Below are 25,624 nucleotides of genomic sequence, written 5' to 3'. Positions count from 1 at the left end.
CACTCAAGTTTGATGCGACGCTCTTTGGCGGTCTGTCATCCGTTTCCAGAAGCAGTTGGCCGGACGCACGCCCGACAATGCGGGCCATGATGCAGCCGTCAAAGATGCAAGATATCAGGATATTGAATGGTCGGAGTGGAGAGATTCGAACTCCCGACCCTCTGGTCCCAAACCAGATGCGCTACCAGACTGCGCTACACTCCGTGCCGTGCGCGGGGAAATACACGGTTCACCTCGCCGTCGCAACCCATAAATCCAGCTCCGCTCGAAGAATCCCGCCTGATATGTCGATGGCAACAGAAAAATCTGGATGGCGCACCTCTGCGCCGCCGGACGCACTGGACGTCGCGAGAGAACCGCCTCAGCCGCCTTCGAGCAGGCCGATATATTGGGCGTAGCTGATGGCAACGTAGAAGAAAGCCGTAATGCCGGCCCCGATCACAATGGCATTGAACTCCGCCGAACGTCTCATCATGCGTGCAAATCCATTGATATTGACTGAGCCGTAAATAGTCCCGAGGGCTGGTTGCGGCAATCAGCTTGTGATCACAACATGAGACGGTCGGTAATATTGCGCAACCGTTCTGCTTGTTTCCGCAGCATCGCCTTATCATCGCGATGGACCAGCAGCGCCTCATACACCGCCTTTTTTCTTGAAAAGCCGAGGAATCGCGGATAAGCAAAATTGATCTCTTCGCGCTATCTCTAGCGATGAAGAAAGAGCCCCGGCAATGGGCTCAGACCATCACAGGCGGGCGCTGCCCGCATAGTCGGAGACGCGCAGTCATGTCTGCCAAGATCTATCGTCCAGCCAAGACCGCCATGCAGTCCGGCAAGGCCAAGACTCATCTCTGGGTGCTTGAATTCGATCAGGAGTCGCCGCGCAAGATCGATCCGATGATGGGGTACACCTCCTCCGGCGATATGCGCCAGCAGGTGAAACTCACCTTCGAAACGCAGGAACTGGCCGAAGCCTATGCCCAGCGCAACGGCATCGAATACAGGGTCATCGCCCCGAAGGATCCGGTCCGCCAGGTTGTCGCCTATCCGGATAATTTCCGCTATACCCGCACACAGCCCTGGACGCATTGAGATTTCTCGTCCAGAACTGCCGCATCCGGTCGCGCGCCGTAAACGCGACCGCCGGACGGCCCCTTAGCTCAGCTGGATAGAGCACCTGCCTTCTAAGCAGGTTGTCGCAGGTTCGATTCCTGCAGGGGTCGCCACAAATTCAAGGGTTTAACTCCTAGGTAACCTCTCTGAGTGCCCCCAGGGTAACGTCAGGGGTAACAGCGGACCCACCTTCCCTCTGATATCCACAAAGAAAACCCGGCTCGCCAGTGACGGCAGCCGGGCTTGCACTGCGGAGTTTTCCTACGAAGCCCGCACCCACCGGCGCGGCCCGTCGAGAACCGCAGCAGCATCATACAGCGTCTCGGCCATGTCGCGCGCAATCCGCTGCAAAGCCGTGACACGCTCCAGTGCTTGAGCGCTTGGTTCTCTGTAGTCCACTTCATTCAGAATGTCGTGGGTCGCACCCAAAAGCTGAGCCAGATCGCCGATCTGATAGAAGACGTCGCTGAAATCCATGCTCGCAGGCGCCGGGTCGGACGCTGCCGCAGCTGTGCGTTCTTCCTCGATCCCTAGGATCGAGGAAAGAAGCTCAGAGGAGCTTTCACTTTGAAAGGTGTAAAACACCGTCCTCGCTGCGGACGTCTTGCAATCGTGTAAATACCTGACTTTTGCGAGGACATCAGCATAAGATCGGCATGGAAGCTTTATGAACTTCTCCTCGGCGAGGTTGAATGCTTCGCATTCGGCGTTTTGGGGCAAGTCGACGTGCCTCGGTACGGAATTCATCCAGGCGTCGTGGGTGCGTTCCAAATCATCGATTGCGGCTTGAAGATCGGAACTGACAGAAGCGTTCTCCTCGATCGCTTTTGCCATTGAAGAATGTATGTTACGGAGATGCTCAGCCATGTCGAACTCCTGATGTTCGGTTTTGGTAAGGGCCGATGTGGAAGTTTCCAGCTTCCCCTCGGCCCGATTATCATATATATGTAATTCATTCATCCGTCAATTACCTATATGTGAAATTCCCCAATGGCACTACGCGGCAGACCAGTAGAATTCCCGGTTAAAAAACTTGTGGCTCTGAATGATGAGCTATTGGATGCAATCGAAGTTTTTCGAGCCCAGGCGGACCCTCCAATCAATCAGTCAGAAGCGATCCGGAAAATCCTCAGAGACTGGCTCATCGGCAACGGCTACCTTTCGGTATCATGAAGCTCTGATTACTATCCACAAGTGATATTGCAACCACCTGCAATCCGGCGCCCGGATAAGGTTGCGCTGGGCCTCTCGCACTTTAGTAGGCCTAGCACGTTCATCCTCTATCGAGCCAGGGAACACACAAGTTGTCGCGCGATAGCGCGAACGTGGCTGCACTTTCTGGCTGCGTTAACGATGCCTTAAGATGCAATTTGACGTGGAGCGAAACTCTGCGATGTTGGTAGCGGGCAACTGAGGGGTTATCCGTGAAAATTAGTTTGATAGTCCGGCGCTATGGCGCCGTGGCAATGTCGCTTGCGTTGGCGAGCTGCACTACGACGCCGGCTGAGTTCAACAACAAGCCATCGGCCGTGAGCAAAGCCGCGCTCTGCAAGACTGCATTGGAAACGCAAGATCCAGCGTTTCAATTCCAGCTCGTTGCCGAAGTGAATCGACGCGGGATGAGCATGTTGGAATGTCAACAGATGGTCGCTCAGCAAAAGCAGGCCGCTGCCGTGCTTGTGGGGCTGGCGTTGGTCGGGACAGCGGCGGCGGTATGTGCGAACGGCAACTGCGGCGGCGGCTACTACGCGCCATCGAGGCGGTATCGTGGCAACTGCCAGTACGATTGGCAATACGACGCCGCAGGCAACAGGTGTGGCGGTAGAAGCGCGATGTCTCGTCCGGGAGGATGGCAATGAGCGACAACGGCTTTGTGCCACTACTCGTTTGCGGCGGCGTAGCCCTATGGTTTTGGTTCGGTGATCCAGGGAGATTTGTCGCGAACCAACTCTATAAAGAGGACGCGGCGCCATGGGAAACCGTTGATGCGTTCTATTACCCTGATCGATCAAACTTATCTGTGTTCCAAAGTAGACCCGGCCTTAAAAGCGTCGATGAATGCCGAGCCGCAGTGAACGGATTAGCCTTTGCCGCCTCGGACGCGGGCTTAAACCGGGGAGATTACGAATGCGGTGTCGGCAAATTAAACGGCGACTACTATGGCCTGTCGGTCTATCGGCTGACCGTTAGATAACAATGCGCGGTGGCGATGATGCTAAAGGCGCTGGGCAGTTTGGTGAAAATTTTACTAGGCGCGTCTATGGTGATCGGCCTGGTTCTAATTGTGGTTTCTCAGTGGGAAGACGACAGTAAGATGAACCAGTGGTCGCTTGCGAGGTCAAGCGGATGGAGTATCGAATAGCCTCTGACGTGTCTGGCTTCTACACCAGCTACTGCATGGAGGCAGAGGGCTATTATCGGCTCTCGCGCTGTGAGATATCTCCCGGCCTTTCACTGCCGGCGAGTTGTTACATACCGCGCTGGCGTTCGCACTTCTAAGAGCTACGAAGACGAAGATGCCAGACCCTGCAAACCTCCTCGAAGACGCAGCCGACCGGATCGCAGATATCTCGCGGGCGGACCTGCAGATCATGCTGCGACGCGCCGCTCTACGGCTGCGCAATGCCGGCGACATCTCTATGGATGACGATGTGGAAGAAGCTCTCCGCGACCTTGCCGGCGAGTTCGGCATGACGCGCAACGACATGATCAGGTACATCGTGCGGGAGTGGATGGAGAAGAACCTTTATTTGCCGGTGCCTCACCTCGAGGAAGACGGAGATGTCGACGGGAGTGCCTGAGCCGCGTCATGCCGGCGAACCTCCGGATCGCTCTGCCTCGACTCAGAATCCGGATGGGCGTCTTCAGTCCACCTTGGGATCCGCCGATCCGCAGATACGAGCCGACCGGTCGATGCCAGTAACTGGTATGATCGTTGGATTAGAGCGCGGGAGGATATCACTGCAGTGTCAATTGGGGGCTTGCGCATGGGTGCACACCGCTGCTTGCAGGCGGGAGCACATCGTAACCCTCGGCCGTCAGCGCCTACGTTTTCGGTTGCTGACGATAGAGGGTATGTAGGGCCCTCCTGCGAAAAGTCTACCCAGCGGCCAATAACATCTCCACTATTCGACGGCATAAATCTCGGCGCCATCAGCCGCGTCCCTCAAGCCCTTGTACGAAGCATGCCGCAGCTTGCCATCGTGCGTCCATGCTCGGTATTCGATCTCGGCAACGAGCTTCGGGCGTACGAAGACAGCATCTCGCTTCCGTCCAGTTTCAACAGCGGGCTTGCCGATGATCAACTTGTCCATCTTTTCCCGGAGTTCACCCGCAGAGCGTTCGTTGAAGCCGGTTCCCACTCCCCCGACATAGACGAGCCCGTTTCCTCTGCGCGCGGCGAGCAGCAGCCGGCCGATGCCCCCGAATGATGCCGCCGACTTCTCATAGCCGATGATCGCGAAGCCATCGCTCTGGACGCATTTGATCTTCACCCAATCGCCGAGGCGGCCGCTGCGATAGAGGGTGTCCCTCCGCTTGGCGATGATCCCTTCAAGGTCGTGTTCGCATGCGATGCGCAGCAGCTGCTCGCCGTCGGCTTCGATCTCTTCGGATAGCCGGATTGCCTCCTCGCCATCCGGCGGCACCAGCCCCTCGAGGAGATGGCGCCTGGAGCTGAGTTCGGTCCCGGTGAGGTCATGGCCGTCGAAATAGAGAAGATCGAACGCCATGAAGATTGCATCTCTGGACGAGCGCTTGCCGCCGCGGCCGCCGAGCGACTGCTGCAGCATGCCGAAATCCGACCGGCCTTGCGCGTCGAGCACAACGGCCTCGCCATCCAGAATCGCAGTTGAGACGGGAAGGCGCCTCGCCTCGGCCAGGATCGCCGGAAAGCGCTCGCTCCAGTCATGGCCGCCGCGCGTCAGGATACGAACGCCGGGCGGCTCGATGTGGATCGCCAGCCGGTAGCCATCCCATTTCACCTCGTATGTCCATTGCGGACCTTTCGGCGGCCGCGGCTTCATCAGCGCCAGGCATGGCTCGATGCGCGCCGGCATCGGATCAAGCAGTAGGTTCGGCTGGGCGGGGTCGCGCCGCCGGCGCGATCGGCCGCGGATTGGTGCGTCAACGTCGCTGAGCAGCGGTTTCGACGGTGTGCGAGGCGGCTTTGTCATGCTGACACTTCAGCAGCGGCGCTCGGAAAAGCAATTTGCCCAAATTCATTAGGTGCGGGCCGGGAACTGTTTGTTTCGACGGCGGGTTTTACGCGAGGATGCGCTTTCGTCCGCTCCCCAGCAACTATGGCGCAGCCGCCTTTCCGTACAAACTAGCCCCGCCAACGAGCGGGGCTTTTTTGTTCGCGGTGAACTGATGATCCGGGAACCTGTTCAGGCAGTTATGGGTTCTTACGACGGGCCGCACGGCTTCAGTATCTTGTACTGCTGCACCCCTGTTCGCAGTGGCCGTGCGGTCCACCGACGCCGCTCTGGGAACCCCCTCATAGCTCACACCCAGATTGATTATTGAACCGGCTAGGTCGATGATCCGGATATGCCAACTCGATACCAACCACTCTACAAATGGCGCGGCACGAAGCTCAACGAGAAAGGCGAGCCGACGGATCTCGACTGGCTGGGCTATGACGGGGAGGTAATCATCGGGAGAATTCGTATGGTGAGCGGGGGCCCGAAAAATGGGCAGTGGCAATGGAGCGGGCACGGCCCGCATGTGCCTGTAAGACTAACGCCGCATCAAGGATTCGAAGCAAAGCCGCGGGAGGCTATGCGAAAGGTCGAAGAATACTATCACCGGCTGATGCGACATAATGGCCTGCGGGGGAGCAAGGATGATCGCTGAATTGATAGTATGCGCCTCGCTGACGGCGGTCGACGGGGACACAATCAAATGCGACGGGCAGAACATGCGGCTGCTTGGGGAAGGTGTTCCGTTCGTCTCGGGCATCGACACGCCGGAGATTGGATCGCACGCGAAGTGCATCAAGGAACGGAAGCTGGCGTTGATCGCCAAGGGCAGGCTGAAAGAGCTGTTGGCTGAAAAGGGATTGCGTGTCGTGTTCAGCGGCGCGGTGGACAAGACACAAACGCACCGGCCGCTAGTCAACATCTATCGAACGAATGGTGAAGAAATCGGCAAGAAGCTGCTGCAGGAGGGTTTCGCCCGGATCTGGAGCCCGAAGCAGCGAAACGACTGGTGCGACTGAACCTGCCATAAGCTGCGCGAACCCCAGTACGGCACCGTACCGGAACTTGGCCCGCCCCTTTTTCGTTAAAATGGTAGGAAAGCACAGTTGTTTGTTCCTCCTGTGCGATCCCCGAACTAGCCCCACCTGGGCCCAGGTGGGGTTTTTTTTCGGATAGACCACGGGGCTAAACACCTAGTGCAGGAAGGCTTCGCGCGGATCTGGGGTGAAACTGACAAGACTATCGCGAGCTTTCCAGACGCAGATCGCCGCGCAGGAGGTTCAGCCAGGCCAGCGAGACTTTCTCCGCGCCTGAGGCCCCGATGTGGCAATCGTCGTAGCGGTCGTCTCCATCGAGCAACGCGTCAGAATCCACGCCCTCTCGGATACCGTGGCCGCTTTTTGACAGGGCCATTTGCGCCCGTACGATTGCATTGTCCGGAACATGCTCCTTGAAGCCGCCGTTGCTCGGTTCAAGGCATTTCGATGCGATCGAAATGTAAACGGGTGCCTCGACGCCGTGCTGACGCAATGTGTCGACCATCGACATGAAACGTTGCTGATAGGCCTCCGCGGTGGTGCCGATAACGAGGTCCGCCTCTCCTTGCACCCAGAGGACGCTCGTTACCCGATGGCCGGAAGCCTGAAGCTGTTTCATCGTATCGATCAACACCGGATTGAGGTCACCGCCTTTCGCCCATCGTGCGACCTCGGAGCCGGAATAGGCGAGAGGTGCGAGGATGACGCTGTCGTTTAGTCCCGATGCGATCAAGTGGTTCCCGAGAAGCGTCCAATACTCGCCCTTCGTGTCGGTCGATCCAAGAAGCGGCGAGGCCGAAATGAAGCACCGTCCGTCGAAGGCGTTGACGACGCGAGCGCCATAATTTGACCGGTGCCGTTGACCACCGTCGTTGGCCGCGTTCGATTGGCCAAGAATGAGTAGGACGGCAGTTCGGTCGGTTTGAACCGGGCAGGCTACAGCCGTTTTTGATTCATCCTCGATGAGCCTTTTATTGTCGTCAAAAGTATAACGACTTGGAGGCGGCGGCTTCTCTCCCTCAACCGTTCTCTTGAGCGAGGAAAGCTGCGGCCAAGGGAAGATATCATGTCTCGCGCTCATGCCGCCAACCAAGTAAAACGCAATTAAGATTAAGCCGACTGCTATGATTTTGCTCACGTCGCCACCCTTTACGCATTATTGGACGGAATGGAAGCTATGACAGATTAAGTATGATCCATCAATGAAAGTTCCTCTAACAACAACGCGGTGCGACTGGAGGAATGTCTTTTGTCTGATATCGTACGATTCTAGTTACAGACCACTTGCCCTACTCGGCGGGGTTTTTCCTATCCGGTGGCGCTGAACTCATGAACAGCCGCTTGAGGGGCTGGTGAAGACCGCTCCACACCGCCAGCATAAGGTTTCAACTTGAGGTGAGACTTGCGCGATCAATTTATTTTCAACAAGTGCCGGACCCACGATACCGCGCCATCACTCGCCCAGGCCACCATCCCGCCGACCGTTAGGCCGGCGAAGGCGATCAGCCCTGATATCCCATAGCCAAGGGTTTTGAGCCTTTTCCACTCCTCCAGCGTCGGCTGGATGGTTTCATGGTTTTTCTGCACCGTCTCCTTGATGGCTTTCAGCTCTTCCCGAACCTGAACATCAACGCCAGTTCGTATTTCAACGGCCTTGTCGAGGAAGTTGATCTGCTTCCCCTGCTCGTCGAGGCGCCGATGGATAACAGCCCTGCTTTCATGAGCATTTTCCTTCTCGTCGCTCACCTCATTGCGCAGGAGGCTGACGTTCTCCTCGATACCGGTGAGCCTTCCCTCCACGCGGCCGAGGGCGCGCAGGATATCGTCATTGGATGTCATGTATCTTATGCGCTTTCAAAACAGCCGATGTCGTAGAGCCCTTGCGGGATCGCATTCCCGTACAGATCCTGCGACCCCACGGTGATGCTGTAGAGACTGTTGATGTTCTGGCCCCCGTTGCGGCAGACCGAAGCCCCCTGCGTCTTGTAGGCGCCCAGCAGAGCGGAATTGAAGCCGTTGATGTTGCCGACGGGCACGGTCCCGACCAGTGTCGGGTTGGCGGCCTTGAAGGTAGCGCCCCCGGCGACCGTCTCTTGGGTCGGGAAGGCCGCGCGCCAGTTGGCGAAGGTGGTGTAGGTGCTCGATCCCCACTTGATGGAGGTTGCCGGCGACGAATAGCAGTTGCCAATGCACAAGATGCCAGGCACTGCACTTGGCGTCGAGTTGATAACCTTCGTGCTTGCCCCGGTCAGATAGACGATGTTGTTGGCGAAATAGGTCGTTGTGAATTTATCGGGGTTGCTGTCAAGGTAGAGGCCGTTTGCCGACGCCACGCTGCTGTAGAGCGTGTTGTTGAATATGGCGTTGCCGGTGTTCGCGCGCACAAGATCCGCGGTCCCGAGGTGGACAGAACCTTTGGTCGTGGGCGCCTGCGTCCCGTCGTTCTCCGAGATGTTGTAGCGGATGAGGTTGTTGCTGAGGGGCAGGATATTCGCCGCATCACTGTATTGGTAGAGCTGATAACCGGGCCCATAATTGTCATGGCTGTAGCAATATTGAATGATGCAACCCTGGCATCCGCCGTCAATATCGAAGCCGCCGCCGTCAGCGGTGCCAACACCGGTCTTGTTGTGGTGGCTCTCGCAGAACTGGATGGTGCTGTTGATCGTGTCGTACATCCAGATGCCGACAGGCCCTGCGGCGTTCGAATTGTTTGCCCCGTTGTTGTAGGCTTCGCAATACTCGACAAGCGCCCCGGAGCACTGGCCAAGGAGGATGCCATTGCCGGAGTGCTGTGAAAGGCCTGCCTTGCCGGTGTTGTTGTAAATCTTGCAGTTGCGGACGATGCAATTGGTGTGGCTGGCGGCAAAATTGAGCAGGCCATACAGACCCTGCATGGTAATGCCGTTGCCACTGCCCGTCGTGGCGTTGCCGGTGTTGTCGTGGACAAGGCAGCCATCGATCAAGAGCGCATTGAACCCGGATGCGGAATTGGCCGCGTAAGCCGTGCTGCCAGTGTAGGCGGCAATTCCATCGATGCCATAGGCGCTGACATCCAAGCGGAGGAGCGAAACGCCCGCAAGCTTTGTGCTGCCGAGCTGATCATTGGTAAGCGCGCAGCCGGTGCCCGTGCTCACGGTGCTGCCCGTACCCATCAGTATCAGGTCTTGGATGGTGATGTGGTGCGGGTTGAGGGCGGATATCCCGTTGTCGCTGTTGACGCCCGCCTGGATCGTTGCCTTACCGGTTCCATAGGATCCAAAGGTGGTCGCCAGCCCGGAACTGCCGAAATGCTTACCCTCGACGAGGATCAACTGACCGGTGAACGTTGAGCCGCCTTTGAAAAGGACCGAGGAGCCCGGCGTCAACGTGGCCGCGTTGACCTTGGTCAGCGTCTGCCACGGGGTGGCTGGTGAGAGGCCGTCATTGGAGTCAGAGCCCGCCGGATCCACATAAAATGTGAAAAGCGGCGTGGTGCCTCCCCCCAACTGGTTCGTGATGGAGGTGGAAAGGGCAAGCATGATGCTCATGGGCGATTACTCCCAGCAGCCTTGAGCGGCGCCGAATCTATTGTGGCTGGCAATCTGGTTTGCGAACGGCCGATCCGTCTTCAGGATGATTACCGACGTCTGCAGGCTCGGCGTCAGGCGAGAGAACCCGTCGCACGCATTCTGCTTGCTGGTCGTCTGGCAGCCCGAGATCAGCGCACAAAGCGGCAGCATCAGAAGTGGAAACTTCATCATCGATCGTGTTCCTTTCGCGCAGAACCTGGACGGATTTCGTGAGGGCGGCGGTTGCGGCCATTTGCTTGCCCTCGGACTGCCCGAGCCAGCGGGCGGGTAAGAAGGCGAGCAGCGCGCCGAGGGCGAGAGCGGCCGGCAGCTTGATGAAGTCGGGGATGATTGAGAGCATCAGATACCCTCCAGGCAGAACTGGCGTTCCTTCTGCCGGCGGCGCGTTAAGCCTGGGAACCTAATTCCAGCGGCCTTATCCCATCGCAGCAAGGCTTCGCAGCCTTCCGCCGTCTTGCCCTGGTTGATCAGCTTGATGGCGCTGGAGCCGCATGCAGCCTTGATGCCGACGTTGTAGGCGAACGAGGTCAGGGCAACGAACCGCGAGTCCGGCAGGGGAACCGTCACGCACTCCTCGATGCCGGCGGCGTATTTCTGTAGCTCGAGCGAGAGAAGCGCCTTGCACTGGGCGACCGTCTTATAATCTCCCGGCTTCACGCCGTTCGTGCTGCCGTAGCAGATCGTCCACGGCTGGCCCTGCGTGGCCGGATCGGGATAGGCGTGCTGCCGAAGTCCTTCGAAGCCGCCGACGAGCGCCACAGCAGCCGCGGCAACCGCGCTGCCCTTCTTCATTCTATTTGCCATTGGAAAGCCTCTGATCGACTACCCGAGCCGGGACTGAAAGGAGGAGAAGGACGATCGATAGCCACGGCGGGATGTAGCTATCGAGATACGGGACGATGTATGGGGCCAGTTCGAAGATCCCCGCGAAATAGACGCACCAAAGCGACAGGGAGCGCGCAAGAACGCGCCGCCAGTTATGGACGAGCATGGATAGGCTCCAGATTGTGGGAAGTGATTACGACCGGCGCTTCAAGCCGGCCTGCAGCATGTATGGGTAAAAGTTGCCGCCCCGTTTGATCGGATTCCAGCCAAGCCAGAGCTTGAGATAGAAACCGAATGCCAGCGGGACATCGCGCTTGACGGTGAAGGCCGAGGCGATGTCATCCACGCCCAGCGCTTCGGATTGCCAGCCGTTGCACGGGTTGCGCCATGTCCAGCGGGTACGCTGCCACCAGAGTTTCAGGCCCTTGGCGGCAGGATCGAACCCGGCAACCTTCTGCGGGATGTAGCCGTCCAGATCGGCGTTCAGTGTCGAGAACCAGCGCCAGCGGCCCGGGAGAACCGGGCCATGCTTCATCGACCAGGCCGCCAGGAATGGCGACAACAGATAAGTCAGCCCTACCAGCGCCAGATTTGCCGGCAGGTAGGCGATGTAGCGGAGAATCACAGTTGCGCCGCCGCAGCAAAGAAAGCGTCGATCTCCTGCGGCGAAAATCCCATAGCCGCGAAGCCGGCCGTCATCATGGGGCTGTCCTTCACGAAGGCGCCAGAATACTCATAGGCGATCTGGATGTCTCGCGGCTGGTGATTTACCCAGGTGTCAACAGCGTCGAGAAGGCCAGCAGACAGAAGCTGCAGCTTGAACTGACGGGCCGTCACCCGATCAAACGTTGATTGGTCCGGCTTGCTCGGGTCATGTGAGGCAATTACGAGATTGAGCTTTGCGCGTTGCTCGTCAGTCAGAGCGCCGCATTCAATATCGCCGTCTTCTCCCCACGCGATAGGTAGGCCGCTGAGCCCAGCCGCAATCAACTCATTTCCAAAATTCGGGCCGATGTTCATCTTTCTACCTCCTGACGCGAGCGGCGATGCTGGTTCGGCGACTATCCGCGTCACCATACCAAGTGCCGGTCCCGCTCGTTTGGACACCCCCTATCAAGGTCACGAAATTGTACCCTTCGCTAAGCCCGGTTTTTACGGCTTGCGCCGAAAACGGGATGGAGTCACCGGCCGAGACCACGATTGCCATCGACCCGCTCGGCTCTGGTGTCGTGCCATTGAAGGCAAGCGAGGATCTATTGCCGCCGCTCGACGCGCCGCTTACGCATGTACCGGATGATAGCGCCTCGAAAATCTCGCCGCTCCAGACAAGCGCCTCGCACCGGATTTCGGAATTCAATTCGACAAGGCTTGTGCTTGTCGTCGCCCGGTTGGCCGTGAAATTGCTGAACAGGCTGACACCTGGGTCGTTGTACCACGAACGCACAAACCGCTGCTTTGCCGTGTCGGACCATGCGGGGCCAGTGACAGGCCGCGCCATGCCGACGAGCGTGCGGGTGGCATCACCGGTTTTTATCGAAATGCCCGTGGTCGCGTCCACAGCGGGAACCGTGGCGGATGCCTCAAGCGTCATCGTGCCAGAGTTCATGTAGGCATAGATGTAGTAGAGTGCGGCAGGCGTGAGGCCAGTGGCCGCCAGGCTGATACCGGCGCTCGGGATGACCTCAGAAGCGCCGTTGATCGTCAGTCGCCGGCCATTGAAGCGGGAAAGAAGCAGATTGCCGCCGGAGAGCGCGAGGCGGCATTCGCCATGCGTATCGTCTGATGTGACGAAGGCGAAGAACGCAGACCCGCTGCAGATGATGAAGCATTTCGAGCCGTTCGGGACGCGAAGCGTCGGGGTGCCATTGATTGTTTCCGACGCGTTCGGATCGATCGTCACGTCTCCGCCATCGGCAATGATGGTGTAGTGCCAGTTGGCGCCAAGCGTCGCCGCTGCGGTCAGCGTGAGCGTAGCGACTGCGGTGAAGCGGTGAACCGCGTTGTCGTCAACTGCGAGGGCAGTGTAATCGCCGGATTTGGCCGCGTAGACCATATCGTTATCGAAGGCGATATCGACACCGTTCTGCGCAAAGCCCAGCAGGCCGCCGCCCTTGAGGTAAAGGCCGGTTTGCGGGGTTGATGCGAAGCCGATACCCGGCGCCGAGACCGTCCCGCTTGCGAGCTTCAGCGGCGCCACCATCGGCGCCGAACCGTCGCGCGGCAGCGAGTTTGTGATTTCGTTGCCGAGATCGGTGGTCAGCGCGTTCCACGGCACCGGATCGATGATCTGGCCGACGGAGGGCGTCGTGCCGGCTGGCTTCGAATAGACGCCGGTGGATGGGTTTCTGGGCATTCACCTTCTCCAAAAAGAAGAGGCCCCGCGAATTGCGAGGCCATCAATGGTGTAGTATTAGTTGCGGATGCAGATCGATCATGACCCGAATGAACCCAAGCTTGATCGCGGACCTGGTCCGTGGAAGTCGCTATTCGTGATCCTGCTCGTTGGTTTTCTGATCAATCTCTTCACAAGATCGATCGACTGGGTATCGCTTTCCCTTGGCGCCGGAATAGGCGGATGCGTTGTTGCCTGGGCGATTGAGATCACCGGCAACAAAATTCCCGACTCATGGCGCGGTAAGTCTCGGAACGCCGGCCGCCCCTGACTCCACCAGTGCCGACACCAGGCGCGCCCTGCGTTGGTCGTTCCGCGATAGCTGCTGTGTCCCTGCTCGCAACACATCCAACGCAACATCTGGATTCGTCTCCATCAATACGCGAGATAGCTGCTCCACGACGGCCGGCGGCTGCCCGGTCACCGTACCGAGGACCTTCGAAAGGCCTGTCGTAATCGCGCCGATACGGTCGCCTCGCACAAATCGCCCGATAACCGATGGGTCGAACTGGTTCATGTCCGCGGCATCCGCAAGGTTGTCGGCCGAGCGGGATCCGCCGAGCGCCGCGTTTGCTGTCCGGAACATCGTCTGTTCTCTGCCAATCCGGTCGGCAAGTTGCGGCCCCCGTTCCGGGGCGGCGAATGCTGGAAGTTCGGCATCGTACTTCGGCGTCTGCAGCATGCGCGCTTTGTTGGTCGTCGGCGACGAAGAGGCACCCTCCAGGCGAGCGATCAACGGATCGATGTACCCGGCGCGGAAATCCATCTGTTGATCGGCCGGCATTGCCTCGAATTCCGGAATCGTATCCTGAGCCCTACGGGAAATGCGGCTTGCTGCGCTGCCCGCGTCAACGGCCTCGATCCGGCGCGAGGCACGGGCGAATGCATCCCGGGCGCCTACATACCCCTCGGAAGCATCGGCAAGCGCCTGGTCTACCAGCCCCTGAACACGCGAGAGGTAGTGCGCGCGATTACCGGCTCCCTGCGCCTCGGCTCTTTGGATCATGTCGTCCAGGTCTAATTTCGCCCTGAATAAGGTGTCGAAGTCGGTTACCTGGGAATTGCCGTCCGAAAGCATGGAGCGAACGCGCGTTAGGGCGCCCTCGATCGAGTCATTGGCAATGCGGTCGCGAGGATTAACCAACTGGTTGACGCCCGGGCGGATGGTTCTGTCGATCTCCTCTAAGACCGGCGTGACGTTGACCGGGCCAGCATTTTCCCGGGCGGCTGGATAGAGTTCGTTTGCCTCAGCCGTGCGCTGCGCCGTGCGATCGGCGACCCGACGTCCGGCCGTATCAAAGGTGTCAAAGCCCTCTGCGAGATTGTTCGCCAGCCGCTCGCCCTGTCCTGCCTGCCTCGCAATCATGGCTTCGGCTAGGGCCTGTCGGTTATCATGTGGAACGCGAGCGGACGTCGACATCAGCCGCTCGCCGGTATAACCCATGGCGTCGGCGACGTTGAACATGTCCTGACCGTCGCCGCCAGCAGCGCGCATGCTGTTGGCGATTTGCTCGGGTGTCTGCCCCGCGCGTCGCAATGCCGTGGCGAGCGCGTCGCGCACATATCCACCAGGTGCGAAGGGCGCAATCAAAGGAGCAGCCGCAGATTTAACTACCTGTGAGACGCCGGCGACTGCTGCAGGGGCAATGGCCCCTATCCCCGCACCAATCCCGAGACCGACACCAGCGTTGGCGAGTCTGTTTACAAAACCGTCTTCGCCGTTGCCGAACCCCGAAAGAGTTCCAAGAACTGCCCCCTCCTTTGCTGATGCAGCAGTAACCCGGCCTAGTCCGGCCTCGGCCTTGATGGCGTTGGCAGTTGGAGAAAGCCCAGCCTTGGCAAGTCGGCTGGCACCCCATAGCGCGCCTGTCACCTTGCCAGCGATATTGGCTGCCGGATGCTCCTCGAAGGCCTGCTCCTGCTCGCCGCGCGTATCGGCCAAAGCCTGATCGTACGTCTTCGCGTCGCGCCACGGCAGAATGTGAGAGCCGGCGTAATCAATGCCAGCGCCGATCTCATCGGCATAGCCCAATCCGACCATGTCAACGATGCCTTGGCCGAACGAGTTAATGTTGCCAGTCACTTTCTCAAACGTTGATTTCTCCGGCTGCGGTGCTGTGCTCGGCGGCTGTACTGGCGCGGATGCGGCAGGCTTTTGTTCCTGAAGCTGGCGCACGGCGGCGCGCACAGCTTCGTCGTTCGGAGCATCAATGTCGAAGCTCTCGCCGTTCACCTGGACGGTATATGTCGGCATTTACTGTTTCCTTCGAATGGTGACGCCAGGGATATCGATCGGGACAACTGCGGGATCGCCGGACACGGCGGCTGAAGGTGACGGCGCGGCTGATTTGGCCCGTTCCCTCATCTTGGCAACGCCCTGCTCGACCGCATCGCGGAAATCTTTCAGAGCAGCACGGAAGTGAGGCTCATCAAGCGAGCGATCCATGCGGGCCATCGCGTCCTGGGCCTTGCCGCCCTCGACTTCGGTGATCTGGCCGCCGCCCTTGAGCAGCCCGTAAGCTTGCAGGAAGGCGCCCCCCTGAAGCTGCTTCAGCCGTGTCAGAGCGTCTCGTCCGTCGCCGCCGAGCAACCAGGACGGCCGGAACTGATCGGCCGGACCGACGATCGAGTTGAGCCCCTTGCTGTCAAGCAGTTGATCAATGTTCTTGATCGTCTGCTCCGCCTGCATGACGTCGGCGGGGAGCGATGCGACTGCATCTCCAGCAGCCTTTCCTTCGGTGCTGCCCTGCGCTGTGTCCTTCGCTGCCTCATAGTTCTCTTTCGGGGTCCGCTTCACTTCCTGACCACCAGGGCCAAGGGTGATCAGTTCCGTTCCGGTGTCGACGGTGCGTGTCGTTGGCGCCGCCGTTGCTCCTGGCCCCAGATCCAAATCCTTGCCGCCGCCCCTGTCGCTCAACTGGCGATATCGCAGGTTCCCGTCCTTGTCGTAATAGGGCACGGTCGTTCCATAATATTTTTCTCCGCCGGCCCCTTCAGGAGCTTGGCGGAATTCGCCCGTGCCCTTGTTGTAGAGCGTTCCGTCGCTCAGACGCTCCCACTGACCACCGCTGAAATCGGCGATCACCTTCCCCGTGGCCCGGTCGACCAGACGGCCGTTCACCTCGACCGGCTTCGGCGTGGCCTGATAGATCGGCGCGACCTGGCCTGTGCGCGGATCAGAGCGCAGCACCGTGCCATCCGGTAGCGTTTGGAACCCATATTCCGGCGGCCGGGTGAGGATCTGCAATTGCTGCCCTGCCATGGCGCGAACCTGAGGCGAGGCATTCGGATCGGTCATGGCTCTGACCAGCGCTTGAGCACGCGGGTTCGCCATAGGGTTTGCGGCTGACTGAGGATTGGCGTTGTCGAGTGCCTGAGTAAGCCGCGCCTGCCCCGATTGCTGCGCCTGGGCGATCTGCTGAGGAGACGCGGGCTGGCTGCTACCAGTTGGTGCCGGCGGGAAGTATCCGGCGCCGGGGGCATCACCGCCGATGCCAACACCGGAGCGGTCGCCATTCCGGAGGGCTTGGGCCAACTGCGGATCAATCACGGAAGGCACGCCAGCGACGTTCGGCGTCGGGCCGACGTTGGCGACCGGCAGAGGCGGCAACGCAGCCTGCGGGCCTGCCTGAGACGGCATGACCTGTGCGGGATCGGATGCGCGCATCTGTCCTGCCGCACCGGGCAAGGGGATGCCAATCGACGGATCGAGGCTGGCGACTTCGCTCGGGGCGGCGACTTGGGGCGGCGGCGCATCGCGTCCGGCCGTTGTCACCATCGGATCGACATAACCCGGCACCGGCGCAGCAGGCGGAGGAATGGCCGGCGGCTGGATCGGTGATGCCGGGGGCGCGGCCGGAGCAACGCTTGCCGCTTGGACAGGACTTGACGGACCATTTTCCAAGTCGTTGACGATCTGCAGCATCTGCGCGTCGGGGACGTTGTTGAATCCGTGCCATTCCGAGCGAAGGGCAGCAATCTTGCCTTGGGGCGTATTTGCCGAAGCAATTCGATTGCGAGCGAGATGAGCCGCGATGCTGTCCTGCGTGGCCCGGTTGAAAGGCGCGTTGACATCGAGGCCCATGTCATTGACGGCGTTGCGCAGCGTCGTGCCGACGATCTGGTGCCGTCCCGCCGGTGTTGCCACTCTGCCTATTTCGCTTTTTACCCACTGCGCATAGGGCCCGCTGGGATCGGTGAACGCGATGACGTCCCTGATCGGCATGCCCGAAACATTCGTTCCTGCAAATTTCCCCTTTTGGGCGTTGCCAAAGAGCGTGTCATAATCTCCGGCGCCTTCAGTCTTATCCACAGCAGCAAGGAACGAGCTCGGGAGAGGACCGCCGCTGGACGGCAGTGCGACATTGCCCGTCGAATCCACCTTCGGCATGCTGGAACCGGTGGCGCCAGGGTTGTCGGCCTTGTTGCCGCCGAACAGCGACGACAGGAAGCCCTTGGGCTGCTCAGGAGGCGTATAGGGCTGTCCGGTGATCGCCGACATATACTGAGCGTCGGCGGCGCGCTGCATATCGCCTTGCTTGCGGACGGCGAGACCACCCATAAGCGCTTGCGCCATGCGTGCGGCACCCTCCCACGGCGACTGGATAGGGCTTGTATCGGTGCCCTGCTGAAGCATTGCCGCAGCGAGCCGCTTGCGGGCGTCGGTTACGCTTTCCTGCGACTGACCCGTGTCCCCACCGAATAAAAAGCCCATTACAGAATCCCCGCGTAATTTACCATGCGGAAGCCGCCAGGGCCTTCAGCAACAGCATGAGGCGCAATCTCTTCGACCTCATCGGCCATGACACCAACCTGCCGGCCACCGCCCCACAGATATTCGTATTCGTAGATTGGGATACCGGTCGCCGTTGCGCCGATCTGGTGGATGTCACGCTTCAACCGGCGATCAGACATCGCCCATCCGCCAAGCAGCGAGCCGCCAAGACCGAAGAGGCCACCCATCGCCGCATTCTTCTGGGAGACCTGTTGATTATAGCCGGCCATCTGCTGGTTATAGTTTTCGTTGATCAAGCCCGCCTGGTCGACCGTCGGAAGTTGTGTCGTCGGCGCGTTCACATAGTTCGGCTGATTGATTTGAGACCCGGACGTGAGCGCCGAAATCTCGTTCAGCGGTTGGTTGCGCTCGGTCAGGATCGAATTCTGGGCGCTGGAATACATGTCGCCCAAGTATTGATCGGCCGCCGCCTGCTTCCTTGTCGAGAAGTCCCGCATGGCGTTGTCGTAGGCCGCGGAACCCATCGAGATGCCCTTGTCGGCAAGGTTCTGTTCCAAGCTCGCCTGGTCGCGATCCCACTGGTTGTTGAACCCGCCCTGCCAATGGTCGTTGACGTATTTGTCGACGTTGCCCGAACTGAGATCGACATTGGTGCCGAGGATACCGGAAACCTTCTGCGTTTGCTCGTTCGCAAGCTTCGCCAGCCCGAGCTGCGTTTGCTGCGACTGGTCATATATCGCCTGATTTTGCGGCGAATATTTCTGATACGCGGAATAGGTCGGCAGTTGGTAGGTCTTGCCGTTCTGATCCGTCATCGTCGTGCTGCCGGTCTGCTTGTATTCAAGCGAGCCGTCGGGCGTGTACTGGTTCGTATGACTTAGACCAGCGTTCGCAATCGCGGTGTCGACGTTGGTGGCCGTCTGTGCCGCCGCGGTCTGCGTCGGATCCGGTGCCTTAGGCGGTTTCGGGCTAGAGACCATAGGGAAAGTCCTCTTTCAAAATTCCGTAGAGCAGCGCGTCGCAGTCGCCGAAATAAGCCGCCTGCCGGCCTTCCAGACGCGCGCCGAGCCTTGCAAGCGCCCGCTGGGCCGAAACGTTGTCGGCGCGCGTCCTGAAGGTGGCTCGCCGGCAGCCGAGTTGATCGACCACATAGCCGAATGCCGCGCGCATCAGCGTCTTGCTGAGCCGGTCGGCGGCGAGCGAAACCTCGACATCATGTTCAGTCCACACGTTGAACACGTAGCCGGCGATGATCCGGCCGCCCTCAATCTGAGCTATGGCCGTAAATGGCGGATGGAAAACCACCCCGATCTTCCCGCCGACCCATGCCGCGATATCCTCGCATGGTTCCGAGACGATCAAATCGGAGCGCCTTTTTCATAAAGGACGGAACCACCTACGACAGCCGCTTCGGAAACTGAGCCAGATGTGCCCGAGATCAACGCGCGGATCGTCGGCGCCAGAGCCGAGCCCGCGCCGCCGGCAGAAGCGAACTTCCGCACCAGCGACACGCCGGGGAACTTCGAAACGCCCCAGATTGCCGTTCCCCACTTGGCCGCTCCGCTGTTCTCCACCGACGACAGCAGTGCGGTTGGAACCTTCGTCTCATAGTCAACGGAAATGCCGGCATACATCAGCGTCGAGACCCCGATTTGAGCCGTCACACCGATCAGCTTGGAAAACTTGGTCGACAGGCCGTCGCCGTAGCGGTTCCATGCGCCGACCATCAGAGCGTCGATCGCTACGCCGTTGTCGGTCGCGCCAACCTCTGCTTCGTAGACCGTGCCGTCGCTCGAGCCGAAGAACAGCCGGTCTTGCCATGTGCCCCAGCAAGAGGCTGCCATGCCAACGAAACGGCACCAGGCTCCGGTTTCCGTGTTCATCACATACTGGTAAGGGCCGAACGACGAAGGCAGGTTGACGATTGCCATCTGCCGCGCCGGAAAGCTCGAAAGCTGCCATTGATCAGAAGTCGTTCCGATCGTCGCGACCGTCTCGCGCCAGGTCGGGCCGATCTTTGCCGTGATGGCGCCGAGGCTCGTTGCGCCGCGGTCGAGCTGGACGGCCTTGGTGATTGGCACAATGCCATCCGTGGTCATTATCGCGAGGTCGGCGCCGACGGAAAGCATGCACCTGTCAGTGCCGAGCGGCCGGCCGAGCTTGAACGTGCCGATCAATCCCCAGTTCGTGGAGCTCGACGGGTCCGACCCCTGAAACACGATGATCTCGCCTTCCGAGGACATCAGGACGAGGCATTGCTGCAGGCCGGTGGAAACCGGGATCGTCCAGACGTTGATGGAGACGAGCGTGCCTCCGTATTTCATGTTGCCGCCGACCGGCAGCACCGTGGCCGCACCGCTGACGGCGTCGGTGGCGAGGTACCAGACGTTCGTCGAATTCTTTTCGATGAACCACAGCCTCGATCGATACGCGGTCACCGCGATCAGCAACGATGGATCCGATATCCCGGTGATCATCGTCGACGAGACATATGGCGTGGCGACGGAGCCCGTCTCCAACTGCGCATTGGTCACCGAGCCCGCCACGGTGAGGGTGAGCGTGCCGGCGGCCGGGGTGAAGGTAAGCGTCACCCGGTTGCCGACGCCGGTCCCGTTCAACACGCCGGCAAAGGCACCGGACAGGGTGACAGATCCCGTGCCGAAGAAGCTCAGCGTGTAAGGCACGTTCTTGACGGCAACATTCTGCGTGGCGAGCGTTGCAGTCCCGACCAGCAAGTTGTTCGTCCAAGTCGTGCCGTTGTAGAGCAGCGGGGTATCGAGCCCGTTGACGAGGCGTAGATACTCCTGGCCGGCGGGGTTGGTGTATTGCTGGACTGACCAGTGAGCGCTTGCCATGCCGGAGACAGCCGCAGTCCCCACCGCCCCGCCGGCGGTAATGTCGAATATCTTATCTCCTGCCGCGGCGAAGAGCCGGTTGCTCACGCCCGCATACGGGATGATCGTCCTGACGTCGGCGCCAAGGCCCGTTGCGAAGGCAAGAAAGCCGTACCGGGCCCGGACGCGGTTCGCCTCAGGGAAGAAGTTGTCGAGCTGAAACGCTGCGTCTGCCGGCATGTCTGCCATCTCAACGTCGGTGCGCCATCCGCCGGTCGGCGCCACCCAGTCCTTGCTGGGCGAGACGCGCGTGCGGGCCGTAACTCGGGCAACTTGTCGCGTCATAGGCTAATCGTTCCCGGCCAATAGTTCTCCGGAACCTGCCCGCGGTTCGGGAGAGACAGATCGGTTGGCGCAGCGGCGCGATCGGAACCGACGGCGGACTCTTTGGCGCGCTCGAAGTTTTCGAGCTCTTCGCCGTAGTCGAGGCCCTTCGCCCGCTTCCAGCGCCAGATGGTCGACAGCTCAAGCAGCTCTTCCGGGAAGCGCGCCATATCGGTGTCGTTGGCCCAGGTCGCGGCATAGGTCGTGCCGCCGTTGACGGCCACCCAGTTCGCCGAAACGTATTCATAGCTCATGGTCTCGCCGGCAACGTTCGGATAGATAGCGAGCTTGCCGTTGATCCTGCGCCAGAGCTGCGGCACCGGATTGGAGTTGAGGATTGTCTCGCGCTGCCAGGTCTGCCCATCCACGGGGCCATTCAGCTGCCAGAGGCGCGAATTATTCCAGATGGTCGCGTTGTCAAGAAACCGGTTCCAGTCGGAGGGCGGCTCTGCCGGCTCAGGGATGACGCCGGTCGCAGTGAACTGTCGCTGCACCATCAGCGCCGACCAATCATGCTCGCGCATCAGGTCGCGGCCGGCGCGGGTGGAGAGGATGCGCAGCTGCATGATCTGCGGATCCGCCGATGACATTACGGCCGTCGGCGGATCGAGGTCGATTTCTGCGCATACGTTCTGGATGATGGTCAGGAGCGACATGCGCGCTTCTCCGTCTTAGGCTGCTGCGCTGCGCCGGCCGGAGCCACCGCCCTGCTCTTTTGCCAGGGCCTCGAACTTGGCGCCCATCTCGGCGATCTGCGCCTCGAGGCGTTGGACCTCGCCCTTCATGCGTTCGTTCTCAGCGGCGAACGAGGATGCAGCGCTCGCGTCCTTTGCCGTCGTCAGGAAGGCGATGGCCGCCGCGACGAGTTCATGAGCGCCCATGCCGAGCTTCTGTTTGGCCGTGTCGGACAACGCCCCCAGCTGCTCGACCGTGTAGATGTTGATCGCCTCAAGCTCTTTGATCTGGCTGGGCTTCAGATACGGCCACTGCGTAAGCGGCGTACCCACGAGCTGCTCACGGGCTTCCGCGCCCTTCTTGAAGCGCTCATAGGCATCGGCGAACCGTTGCTTGTCGTGATCGGTGGCGGCCCGGTAGACCTCGGTATGCTTGTCGCCGGCAATGAAGATCCGGAGGAATTCGGTATCCTTGAAAATCGGGCGCCCTTCCTTCTCCGTCAGAAAAGGCTGCTCGACCGGTTCAAGGGTGAAGGACGCATAGATGCCGGTGTTGTTGTCGGCCATGGTGATTGTCTCGCTGTTGATGGCGGGGAAAGGGAAACGGGCGCCGAAGCGCCCGTCGATCGATCTGGTTAGTTCACCTTCGACAGGAACGGCCGCATCAGCGTGGCTTCGAGCACGCCCGTTGCCGTGATGGTGATGCCGGTTCCATTCGCGGTGGCGTTGGCCGAGAGCGTGATGCTCTGGATGACGCCGTTCGGGCTGTAGGTGATGCCCGTGATGGTCGCGCCACCCGGGATACCCGTGCCCGCGACAGCCGCGCCGATGAACGGACCGGAAGTCGCACTGAGGCTGGCAAGAGCCGTCAGCAGGTTCGAGCCGTTGACAGTCGTGGCGGTGAACGTCTGGTTGGCAGCCGCAAAGTTGACGTTTGCGATGGCCTTGGTGGTTGCCGTGGCGGATGCCGGGGCGCTGGCCTGGCCCGCCGTGGTCGTGGTTTCGGCAACGACGAGAGCCGCCGTTGCGGTCGCCACCACGGACGGCGCCTGACCATTGCGCTGTAGCCAGAGGTAATAGGTACCGGCTGCAAGCGTGATGGTCCCGATCGGGCCGCCAGTGATGGTCGGCGGCTGAGCGGCACCGGCGAAAACGCCGCAACGCTGGCCGACGACGGCGGCGGCCGTGGTCAGGAGCGATGCGACATAGTCCCTGGTCCACTGGAACCATTGACCAGGCTGAAGGGTCGTCTGCGAGGCCAGCACCAGCTGACAATAGACCCATTCGGATTCACGGTCGCCGCCGGCAATGGAGCCGAGGGCGAACTGCGGCGCCGGAACGCCGGAGCCAGGGACAAAAGGACCGTCGACGACGAACGGATTCGCGCCAAGACGATCGGTCTGGGAGGTTGCGATCGACATGTTTGCTTCTCCTCGTGACGATCAGGCGAACAGGACGCCCTGAAGGAAGGCGTTGTTCATGGTGAGGTTGCCCGCGAAGCCGAGAAGCTGCACGAAAGCATCCTGGTTGGTGTTCATCCGCTCGTCGCCGATCGGAGCCATGTCGCGGTCGCGATGCGGGCGGTAGAACAGGTACTTGGTGTTCAGGAAGAACATCTGGTTGAGCGGAGCACCGCCACCAAAGCCGCCGTCGAAGATGACGTCGGCGCCCATGTATTGGAGGGACTGGAAGCCGGCCATGCCCTTGTCGGCCGAGGTGATGCGCTGGATCGCCTGCAACGACTCCCAGTAGAGGCGGAAGTAGTTGTTATCCGCCACGACCAGGTCCGGAGCATCCGGGCCACGAACGCAGCTCATGTAGAGCCGGTTCATATAGGACTGGATGTTGCCGGTCGCTGCCGCCGCCCCGCCGTCGGCTGTCGCGGAAAACTTCTGGTTACGCCAGAAGCCCCACGTGCCGCGGTTGATGCCGCCGACGGTGCCCGAGGTGGGCGAGGTCGAGATCAGCAACTGCAGGCCACCAATCTGTCGCCCGCCATCGGCCGTGCCATCGGAATAGCAGTCGAGGGCGATGTTGTTCTTCAGCGTGGTTTCGGCATTCTCGATGCGCTGCTCGAGCAGATCGAGGACGGCTTCTTCACCAGAGTTCTGAAGCTGTTCCAGGCCGGACATCGAGACTGCAGTTGCGGCCTGCTTGAGGTCGTATTCGGCAGCGGTGATGACGTCCGACGGCTGAACGTTCAGGATTTCATAGCCGGAGTAGCGCTTGAAGGTGCTGTTCTCCTGGTACTGCAGTTCCTGAACGATGGTGCGGCCGCCAGAAACAGGCTTCTTGCGACCACGGGCGTTGAGACGAGAGAGAAGACCGTTGTTCTTCGTCACGTCGTCGGCGACGGTACCGCTGCGGTTCCGCAGGGTAGTCGTCACGATTTCAGAGAGATTCGGCGAAACTGCCATGGATCAATTCCTTTGATCAAACCTGACCGCGCGCAGCGTGCAATGCGGTGCGAAGCGATTCACGGATGGAGGTGGATTGGCCCGCTGTTGCGTCTCGGGAAGGCCCGGGCGCAGATGAGCCAGAAATGGAGCGAGATGCCTTGCGGGCTTGATCGGCCGCGGCGGCTCTCTGAGCGTTCGGATCGGGCGCCGGCTGTGCAGTCTGGCTGATCAACTGCTGGCGAATGTCCGGACGCATCCAGCATGCGGTGTCGTAGGCATCCTTGAGGTTTGCTGCTCGCCCCGTTCTGATGAGGGTGACCATGTCGTCAAGGACGGCTTCGGCATGCGCGTTTGCCGGGTCGGAAATGAAGGCGCTGACCTGAGTTTCAGTGTCTCGCTTCCGAAGAACGTGTTCAACCGTGGCCTCGACATTGACGGGCTGAGGGCGCGGCTGTGGCTGTGCCTGCTGCGGCTGGCGCTGCAGGATCTGGTCTGTCTGACCATTGACCAGCGCGGAGAGATTGACCCCGGCCAGCCTGGCGACGTGGATGACAGTATTGACGGGATCGCGCTGGAGCGACGTTTCCCAGTCGATCGCCTTGCGCATGACATCGGCGTGCGTCGTGCCCGCCTGCCTTACGATCGGCGTGAATTCTTCGAGACCCTTGTAGTCCTGCAAGACACGGAAGCCGTTATCGACCTCCTGTTCGCGCTTGGCGACGGCGGCCTGAACTTCGGGCGGCAGAGTCCCGAACTGGGCCTTTGCCTCAGCCGACCAGCCAGGTGGCACACGGTGCGTTGTTGCCGCCGGCTGCTGTTCGGGCGCCACGGCTGGCGTCTGTGGGGCTGCTGTGGCGGCATTGGCTGCTGCTGGTGCGTCAACAGGCTTCGGTACTGCCGCTGCGGCCGGGGTTCCCTTGTCTGCCTCCTTCGGGGCAAAGCGGCCGTGTTCGTCGCGCTGTCGATCCGTGCTGCCGGACGCCGAAACGTTACCATCAGCACTGTCGATCGCGGCCCTGAGGCTATCGCGGATGCTTACCGGCTTGTCGTTGGACGTGCCGAGGTCTTCGCTGCCGTTGCCGGCCTCGTCGATCAAATCTTGCATGTTTGGAGTTTCCTATTTCGGGGATTGATGCCCGTTCAGGCGTTGTATTCGGCGTGGACCCGCCGCAGTTCATTCCGGATCGCCATTCGATCCGTCTTCGGCTTCTCGATCGGCTGCGGCTTTTCGTTACCGATCTCGACGACGCCCGCCGCCCGGTAGGCGGAGCGCAGCCTGGCCTTCGAGGTGTAATGCTGCCCGTCGTGCATCGACTGGATATCGATGTTGTCGCTGACGAAGTGCGGCGCCGGCAGATCCGATTGCGCCTGGCTCCTAACGGGCATGCAGTCGTGCGGCCACTTATCGAGTTCGTGCCAGCCCGAGCAGACACGGCAAAAGCGCTCTCTCATGGTTC

Annotated in this window: 27 protein-coding genes and 2 tRNA genes; 6 read left to right on the top strand and 23 right to left on the bottom strand. The window is 60.4% G+C overall.

The genetic code is table 11. The features are described 5' to 3' along the window. Positions 1-127: 127 nt before the first annotated feature. Positions 128-204: transfer RNA gene (locus AMK05_RS10010), tRNA-Pro, on the bottom strand. Between the two features lie 582 nt (positions 205-786). Between AMK05_RS10010 and AMK05_RS10005 the strand changes: the two genes are divergently transcribed. Continuing rightward, the gene (locus AMK05_RS10005; protein WP_064838320.1) at positions 787-1,092 is read left to right on the top strand and encodes an ETC complex I subunit; all 306 of its coding nucleotides are present in this window, start codon (positions 787-789) and stop codon (positions 1,090-1,092) included. Between the two features lie 57 nt (positions 1,093-1,149). Further along, positions 1,150-1,226 (top strand) — tRNA-Arg (locus AMK05_RS10000). Positions 1,227-1,374: 148 nt separating this feature from the next. On the opposite strand, the gene AMK05_RS09995 is transcribed toward AMK05_RS10000, so the two are convergent. Further along, on the bottom strand, positions 1,375-1,980 hold the full coding sequence (locus tag AMK05_RS09995; RefSeq protein WP_145924762.1) for a hypothetical protein: 606 nt from the start codon (positions 1,978-1,980) through the stop codon (positions 1,375-1,377). Between the two features lie 563 nt (positions 1,981-2,543). On the opposite strand from AMK05_RS09995, the gene AMK05_RS09985 reads away from it, so the two are divergent. The 3 genes from AMK05_RS09985 (at position 2,544) to AMK05_RS09975 (ending at position 3,914) form a co-directional block, all read left to right on the top strand. Then, a complete protein-coding gene (locus tag AMK05_RS09985) occupies positions 2,544-2,972 on the top strand; it encodes a hypothetical protein (protein ID WP_442966263.1) in 429 nt (142 codons plus the stop codon). Then, the gene (locus tag AMK05_RS09980; RefSeq protein WP_064838316.1) at positions 2,969-3,307 is read left to right on the top strand and encodes a hypothetical protein; all 339 of its coding nucleotides are present in this window, start codon (positions 2,969-2,971) and stop codon (positions 3,305-3,307) included. Before AMK05_RS09985 ends, AMK05_RS09980 begins: the two co-directional genes overlap by 4 nt. Positions 3,308-3,629: 322 nt before the next feature. Further along, entirely contained in the window at positions 3,630-3,914 is a 285-nt protein-coding gene (locus AMK05_RS09975) for a ribbon-helix-helix protein, CopG family (RefSeq protein ID WP_064838315.1), read from the top strand. Between the two features lie 324 nt (positions 3,915-4,238). On the opposite strand, the gene ligD is transcribed toward AMK05_RS09975, so the two are convergent. Continuing rightward, complete coding sequence (gene ligD / locus AMK05_RS09970; RefSeq protein WP_064838314.1) at positions 4,239-5,288, bottom strand: non-homologous end-joining DNA ligase; 1,050 nt, start codon at positions 5,286-5,288, stop codon at positions 4,239-4,241. A gap of 671 nt (positions 5,289-5,959) precedes the next feature. Here ligD and AMK05_RS09960 point away from each other — a divergent pair. Then, a complete protein-coding gene (locus AMK05_RS09960; protein WP_064838312.1) occupies positions 5,960-6,334 on the top strand; it encodes a thermonuclease family protein in 375 nt (124 codons plus the stop codon). Positions 6,335-6,554: 220 nt separating this feature from the next. On the opposite strand, the gene AMK05_RS09955 is transcribed toward AMK05_RS09960, so the two are convergent. From AMK05_RS09955 to AMK05_RS09860, 20 genes are all read right to left on the bottom strand, one after another. After that, the gene (locus AMK05_RS09955; protein ID WP_064838311.1) at positions 6,555-7,490 is read right to left on the bottom strand and encodes a sialate O-acetylesterase; all 936 of its coding nucleotides are present in this window, start codon (positions 7,488-7,490) and stop codon (positions 6,555-6,557) included. Between the two features lie 272 nt (positions 7,491-7,762). Next, positions 7,763-8,191, bottom strand: coding sequence for a hypothetical protein (locus AMK05_RS09950; protein WP_064838310.1), 429 nt, complete (start codon positions 8,189-8,191; stop codon positions 7,763-7,765). Between the two features lie 5 nt (positions 8,192-8,196). Then, positions 8,197-9,882, bottom strand: a complete 1,686-nt coding sequence (locus AMK05_RS09945; protein WP_064838309.1) for a hypothetical protein — start codon at positions 9,880-9,882, stop codon at positions 8,197-8,199. 37 nt (positions 9,883-9,919) lie between these two features. Further along, positions 9,920-10,264 (bottom strand): hypothetical protein, encoded by a 345-nt coding sequence (locus AMK05_RS35180; protein ID WP_064838308.1) that lies wholly within the window; start codon positions 10,262-10,264, stop codon positions 9,920-9,922. After that, positions 10,264-10,728 carry a lysozyme gene (locus tag AMK05_RS09935; protein ID WP_064838307.1) on the bottom strand — a complete coding sequence of 155 codons (465 nt, stop codon included), beginning with the start codon at positions 10,726-10,728 and terminating at the stop codon, positions 10,264-10,266. The genes AMK05_RS35180 and AMK05_RS09935 overlap by 1 nt, the downstream gene beginning before the upstream one ends. Next, positions 10,718-10,915 (bottom strand): DUF7940 domain-containing protein, encoded by a 198-nt coding sequence (locus AMK05_RS36195; protein ID WP_064838306.1) that lies wholly within the window; start codon positions 10,913-10,915, stop codon positions 10,718-10,720. The genes AMK05_RS09935 and AMK05_RS36195 overlap by 11 nt, the downstream gene beginning before the upstream one ends. Before the next feature lie 27 nt (positions 10,916-10,942). Further along, positions 10,943-11,374 carry a DUF7338 family protein gene (locus AMK05_RS09925; RefSeq protein ID WP_064838305.1) on the bottom strand — a complete coding sequence of 144 codons (432 nt, stop codon included), beginning with the start codon at positions 11,372-11,374 and terminating at the stop codon, positions 10,943-10,945. Continuing rightward, positions 11,371-11,769: a hypothetical protein gene (locus AMK05_RS09920; RefSeq protein ID WP_237352205.1), complete on the bottom strand. Its 399-nt coding sequence runs from the start codon at positions 11,767-11,769 to the stop codon at positions 11,371-11,373. Before AMK05_RS09920 ends, AMK05_RS09925 begins: the two co-directional genes overlap by 4 nt. Positions 11,770-11,773: 4 nt before the next feature. Beyond that, positions 11,774-13,102, bottom strand: a complete 1,329-nt coding sequence (locus AMK05_RS35510; RefSeq protein ID WP_237352204.1) for a hypothetical protein — start codon at positions 13,100-13,102, stop codon at positions 11,774-11,776. 271 nt (positions 13,103-13,373) lie between these two features. Further along, a complete protein-coding gene (locus AMK05_RS09910; RefSeq protein ID WP_064838304.1) occupies positions 13,374-15,395 on the bottom strand; it encodes a hypothetical protein in 2,022 nt (673 codons plus the stop codon). After that, positions 15,396-17,669, bottom strand: coding sequence for a lytic murein transglycosylase (locus AMK05_RS09905; RefSeq protein WP_237352203.1), 2,274 nt, complete (start codon positions 17,667-17,669; stop codon positions 15,396-15,398). Positions 17,670-17,854: 185 nt separating this feature from the next. Beyond that, on the bottom strand, positions 17,855-18,856 hold the full coding sequence (locus tag AMK05_RS09900) for a tail fiber domain-containing protein (protein ID WP_064838302.1): 1,002 nt from the start codon (positions 18,854-18,856) through the stop codon (positions 17,855-17,857). Beyond that, positions 18,846-19,238 carry a GNAT family N-acetyltransferase gene (locus AMK05_RS09895; protein ID WP_064838301.1) on the bottom strand — a complete coding sequence of 131 codons (393 nt, stop codon included), beginning with the start codon at positions 19,236-19,238 and terminating at the stop codon, positions 18,846-18,848. The genes AMK05_RS09900 and AMK05_RS09895 overlap by 11 nt, the downstream gene beginning before the upstream one ends. Beyond that, positions 19,235-21,055, bottom strand: coding sequence for a hypothetical protein (locus AMK05_RS09890; RefSeq protein WP_064838300.1), 1,821 nt, complete (start codon positions 21,053-21,055; stop codon positions 19,235-19,237). Before AMK05_RS09890 ends, AMK05_RS09895 begins: the two co-directional genes overlap by 4 nt. After that, complete coding sequence (locus AMK05_RS09885) at positions 21,052-21,750, bottom strand: phage adaptor protein (RefSeq protein WP_064838299.1); 699 nt, start codon at positions 21,748-21,750, stop codon at positions 21,052-21,054. Before AMK05_RS09885 ends, AMK05_RS09890 begins: the two co-directional genes overlap by 4 nt. Positions 21,751-21,765: 15 nt before the next feature. Then, entirely contained in the window at positions 21,766-22,335 is a 570-nt protein-coding gene (locus tag AMK05_RS09880) for a hypothetical protein (RefSeq protein ID WP_064838298.1), read from the bottom strand. Between the two features lie 68 nt (positions 22,336-22,403). Next, complete coding sequence (locus tag AMK05_RS09875) at positions 22,404-23,189, bottom strand: hypothetical protein (protein WP_064838297.1); 786 nt, start codon at positions 23,187-23,189, stop codon at positions 22,404-22,406. Positions 23,190-23,210: 21 nt separating this feature from the next. Next, positions 23,211-24,185, bottom strand: coding sequence for a phage major capsid protein (locus AMK05_RS09870; RefSeq protein WP_064838296.1), 975 nt, complete (start codon positions 24,183-24,185; stop codon positions 23,211-23,213). 16 nt (positions 24,186-24,201) lie between these two features. Beyond that, a complete protein-coding gene (locus AMK05_RS09865; protein WP_064838295.1) occupies positions 24,202-25,272 on the bottom strand; it encodes a hypothetical protein in 1,071 nt (356 codons plus the stop codon). Between the two features lie 35 nt (positions 25,273-25,307). Beyond that, a complete protein-coding gene (locus tag AMK05_RS09860) occupies positions 25,308-25,619 on the bottom strand; it encodes a hypothetical protein (protein ID WP_064838294.1) in 312 nt (103 codons plus the stop codon). Positions 25,620-25,624 lie beyond the last annotated feature (5 nt).

It is taken from the genome of Rhizobium sp. N324, from assembly GCF_001664485.1.
GTDB lineage: Bacteria > Pseudomonadota > Alphaproteobacteria > Rhizobiales > Rhizobiaceae > Rhizobium.
This window is presented reverse-complemented; position numbering and strand designations above follow the sequence as displayed.

What these genes read in the sequence shown, in the direction of transcription:
- AMK05_RS36195 (WP_064838306.1), bottom strand. Translation starts at nt 10,915, where the DNA reads ATGCTCGTCCATAACTGGCGGCGCGTTCTTGCGCGCTCCCTGTCGCTT.
- AMK05_RS09980 (WP_064838316.1), top strand. Translation starts at nt 2,969, where the DNA reads ATGAGCGACAACGGCTTTGTGCCACTACTCGTTTGCGGCGGCGTAGCC.
- AMK05_RS35510 (WP_237352204.1), bottom strand. Translation starts at nt 13,102, where the DNA reads ATGCCCAGAAACCCATCCACCGGCGTCTATTCGAAGCCAGCCGGCACG.
- AMK05_RS10005 (WP_064838320.1), top strand. Translation starts at nt 787, where the DNA reads ATGTCTGCCAAGATCTATCGTCCAGCCAAGACCGCCATGCAGTCCGGC.
- AMK05_RS09885 (WP_064838299.1), bottom strand. Translation starts at nt 21,750, where the DNA reads ATGTCGCTCCTGACCATCATCCAGAACGTATGCGCAGAAATCGACCTC.
- AMK05_RS35180 (WP_064838308.1), bottom strand. Translation starts at nt 10,264, where the DNA reads ATGCTCTCAATCATCCCCGACTTCATCAAGCTGCCGGCCGCTCTCGCC.
- AMK05_RS09865 (WP_064838295.1), bottom strand. Translation starts at nt 25,272, where the DNA reads ATGCAAGATTTGATCGACGAGGCCGGCAACGGCAGCGAAGACCTCGGC.
- ligD (WP_064838314.1), bottom strand. Translation starts at nt 5,288, where the DNA reads ATGACAAAGCCGCCTCGCACACCGTCGAAACCGCTGCTCAGCGACGTT.
- AMK05_RS09995 (WP_145924762.1), bottom strand. Translation starts at nt 1,980, where the DNA reads ATGGCTGAGCATCTCCGTAACATACATTCTTCAATGGCAAAAGCGATC.
- AMK05_RS09950 (WP_064838310.1), bottom strand. Translation starts at nt 8,191, where the DNA reads ATGACATCCAATGACGATATCCTGCGCGCCCTCGGCCGCGTGGAGGGA.
- AMK05_RS09890 (WP_064838300.1), bottom strand. Translation starts at nt 21,055, where the DNA reads ATGACGCGACAAGTTGCCCGAGTTACGGCCCGCACGCGCGTCTCGCCC.
- AMK05_RS09870 (WP_064838296.1), bottom strand. Translation starts at nt 24,185, where the DNA reads ATGGCAGTTTCGCCGAATCTCTCTGAAATCGTGACGACTACCCTGCGG.
- AMK05_RS09910 (WP_064838304.1), bottom strand. Translation starts at nt 15,395, where the DNA reads ATGCCGACATATACCGTCCAGGTGAACGGCGAGAGCTTCGACATTGAT.
- AMK05_RS09975 (WP_064838315.1), top strand. Translation starts at nt 3,630, where the DNA reads ATGCCAGACCCTGCAAACCTCCTCGAAGACGCAGCCGACCGGATCGCA.
- AMK05_RS09900 (WP_064838302.1), bottom strand. Translation starts at nt 18,856, where the DNA reads ATGGTCTCTAGCCCGAAACCGCCTAAGGCACCGGATCCGACGCAGACC.
- AMK05_RS09945 (WP_064838309.1), bottom strand. Translation starts at nt 9,882, where the DNA reads ATGAGCATCATGCTTGCCCTTTCCACCTCCATCACGAACCAGTTGGGG.
- AMK05_RS09935 (WP_064838307.1), bottom strand. Translation starts at nt 10,728, where the DNA reads ATGGCAAATAGAATGAAGAAGGGCAGCGCGGTTGCCGCGGCTGCTGTG.
- AMK05_RS09960 (WP_064838312.1), top strand. Translation starts at nt 5,960, where the DNA reads ATGATCGCTGAATTGATAGTATGCGCCTCGCTGACGGCGGTCGACGGG.
- AMK05_RS09860 (WP_064838294.1), bottom strand. Translation starts at nt 25,619, where the DNA reads ATGAGAGAGCGCTTTTGCCGTGTCTGCTCGGGCTGGCACGAACTCGAT.
- AMK05_RS09880 (WP_064838298.1), bottom strand. Translation starts at nt 22,335, where the DNA reads ATGGCCGACAACAACACCGGCATCTATGCGTCCTTCACCCTTGAACCG.
- AMK05_RS09905 (WP_237352203.1), bottom strand. Translation starts at nt 17,669, where the DNA reads ATGCAGCGCGCCGCCGACGCTCAGTATATGTCGGCGATCACCGGACAG.
- AMK05_RS09875 (WP_064838297.1), bottom strand. Translation starts at nt 23,189, where the DNA reads ATGTCGATCGCAACCTCCCAGACCGATCGTCTTGGCGCGAATCCGTTC.
- AMK05_RS09920 (WP_237352205.1), bottom strand. Translation starts at nt 11,769, where the DNA reads ATGAACATCGGCCCGAATTTTGGAAATGAGTTGATTGCGGCTGGGCTC.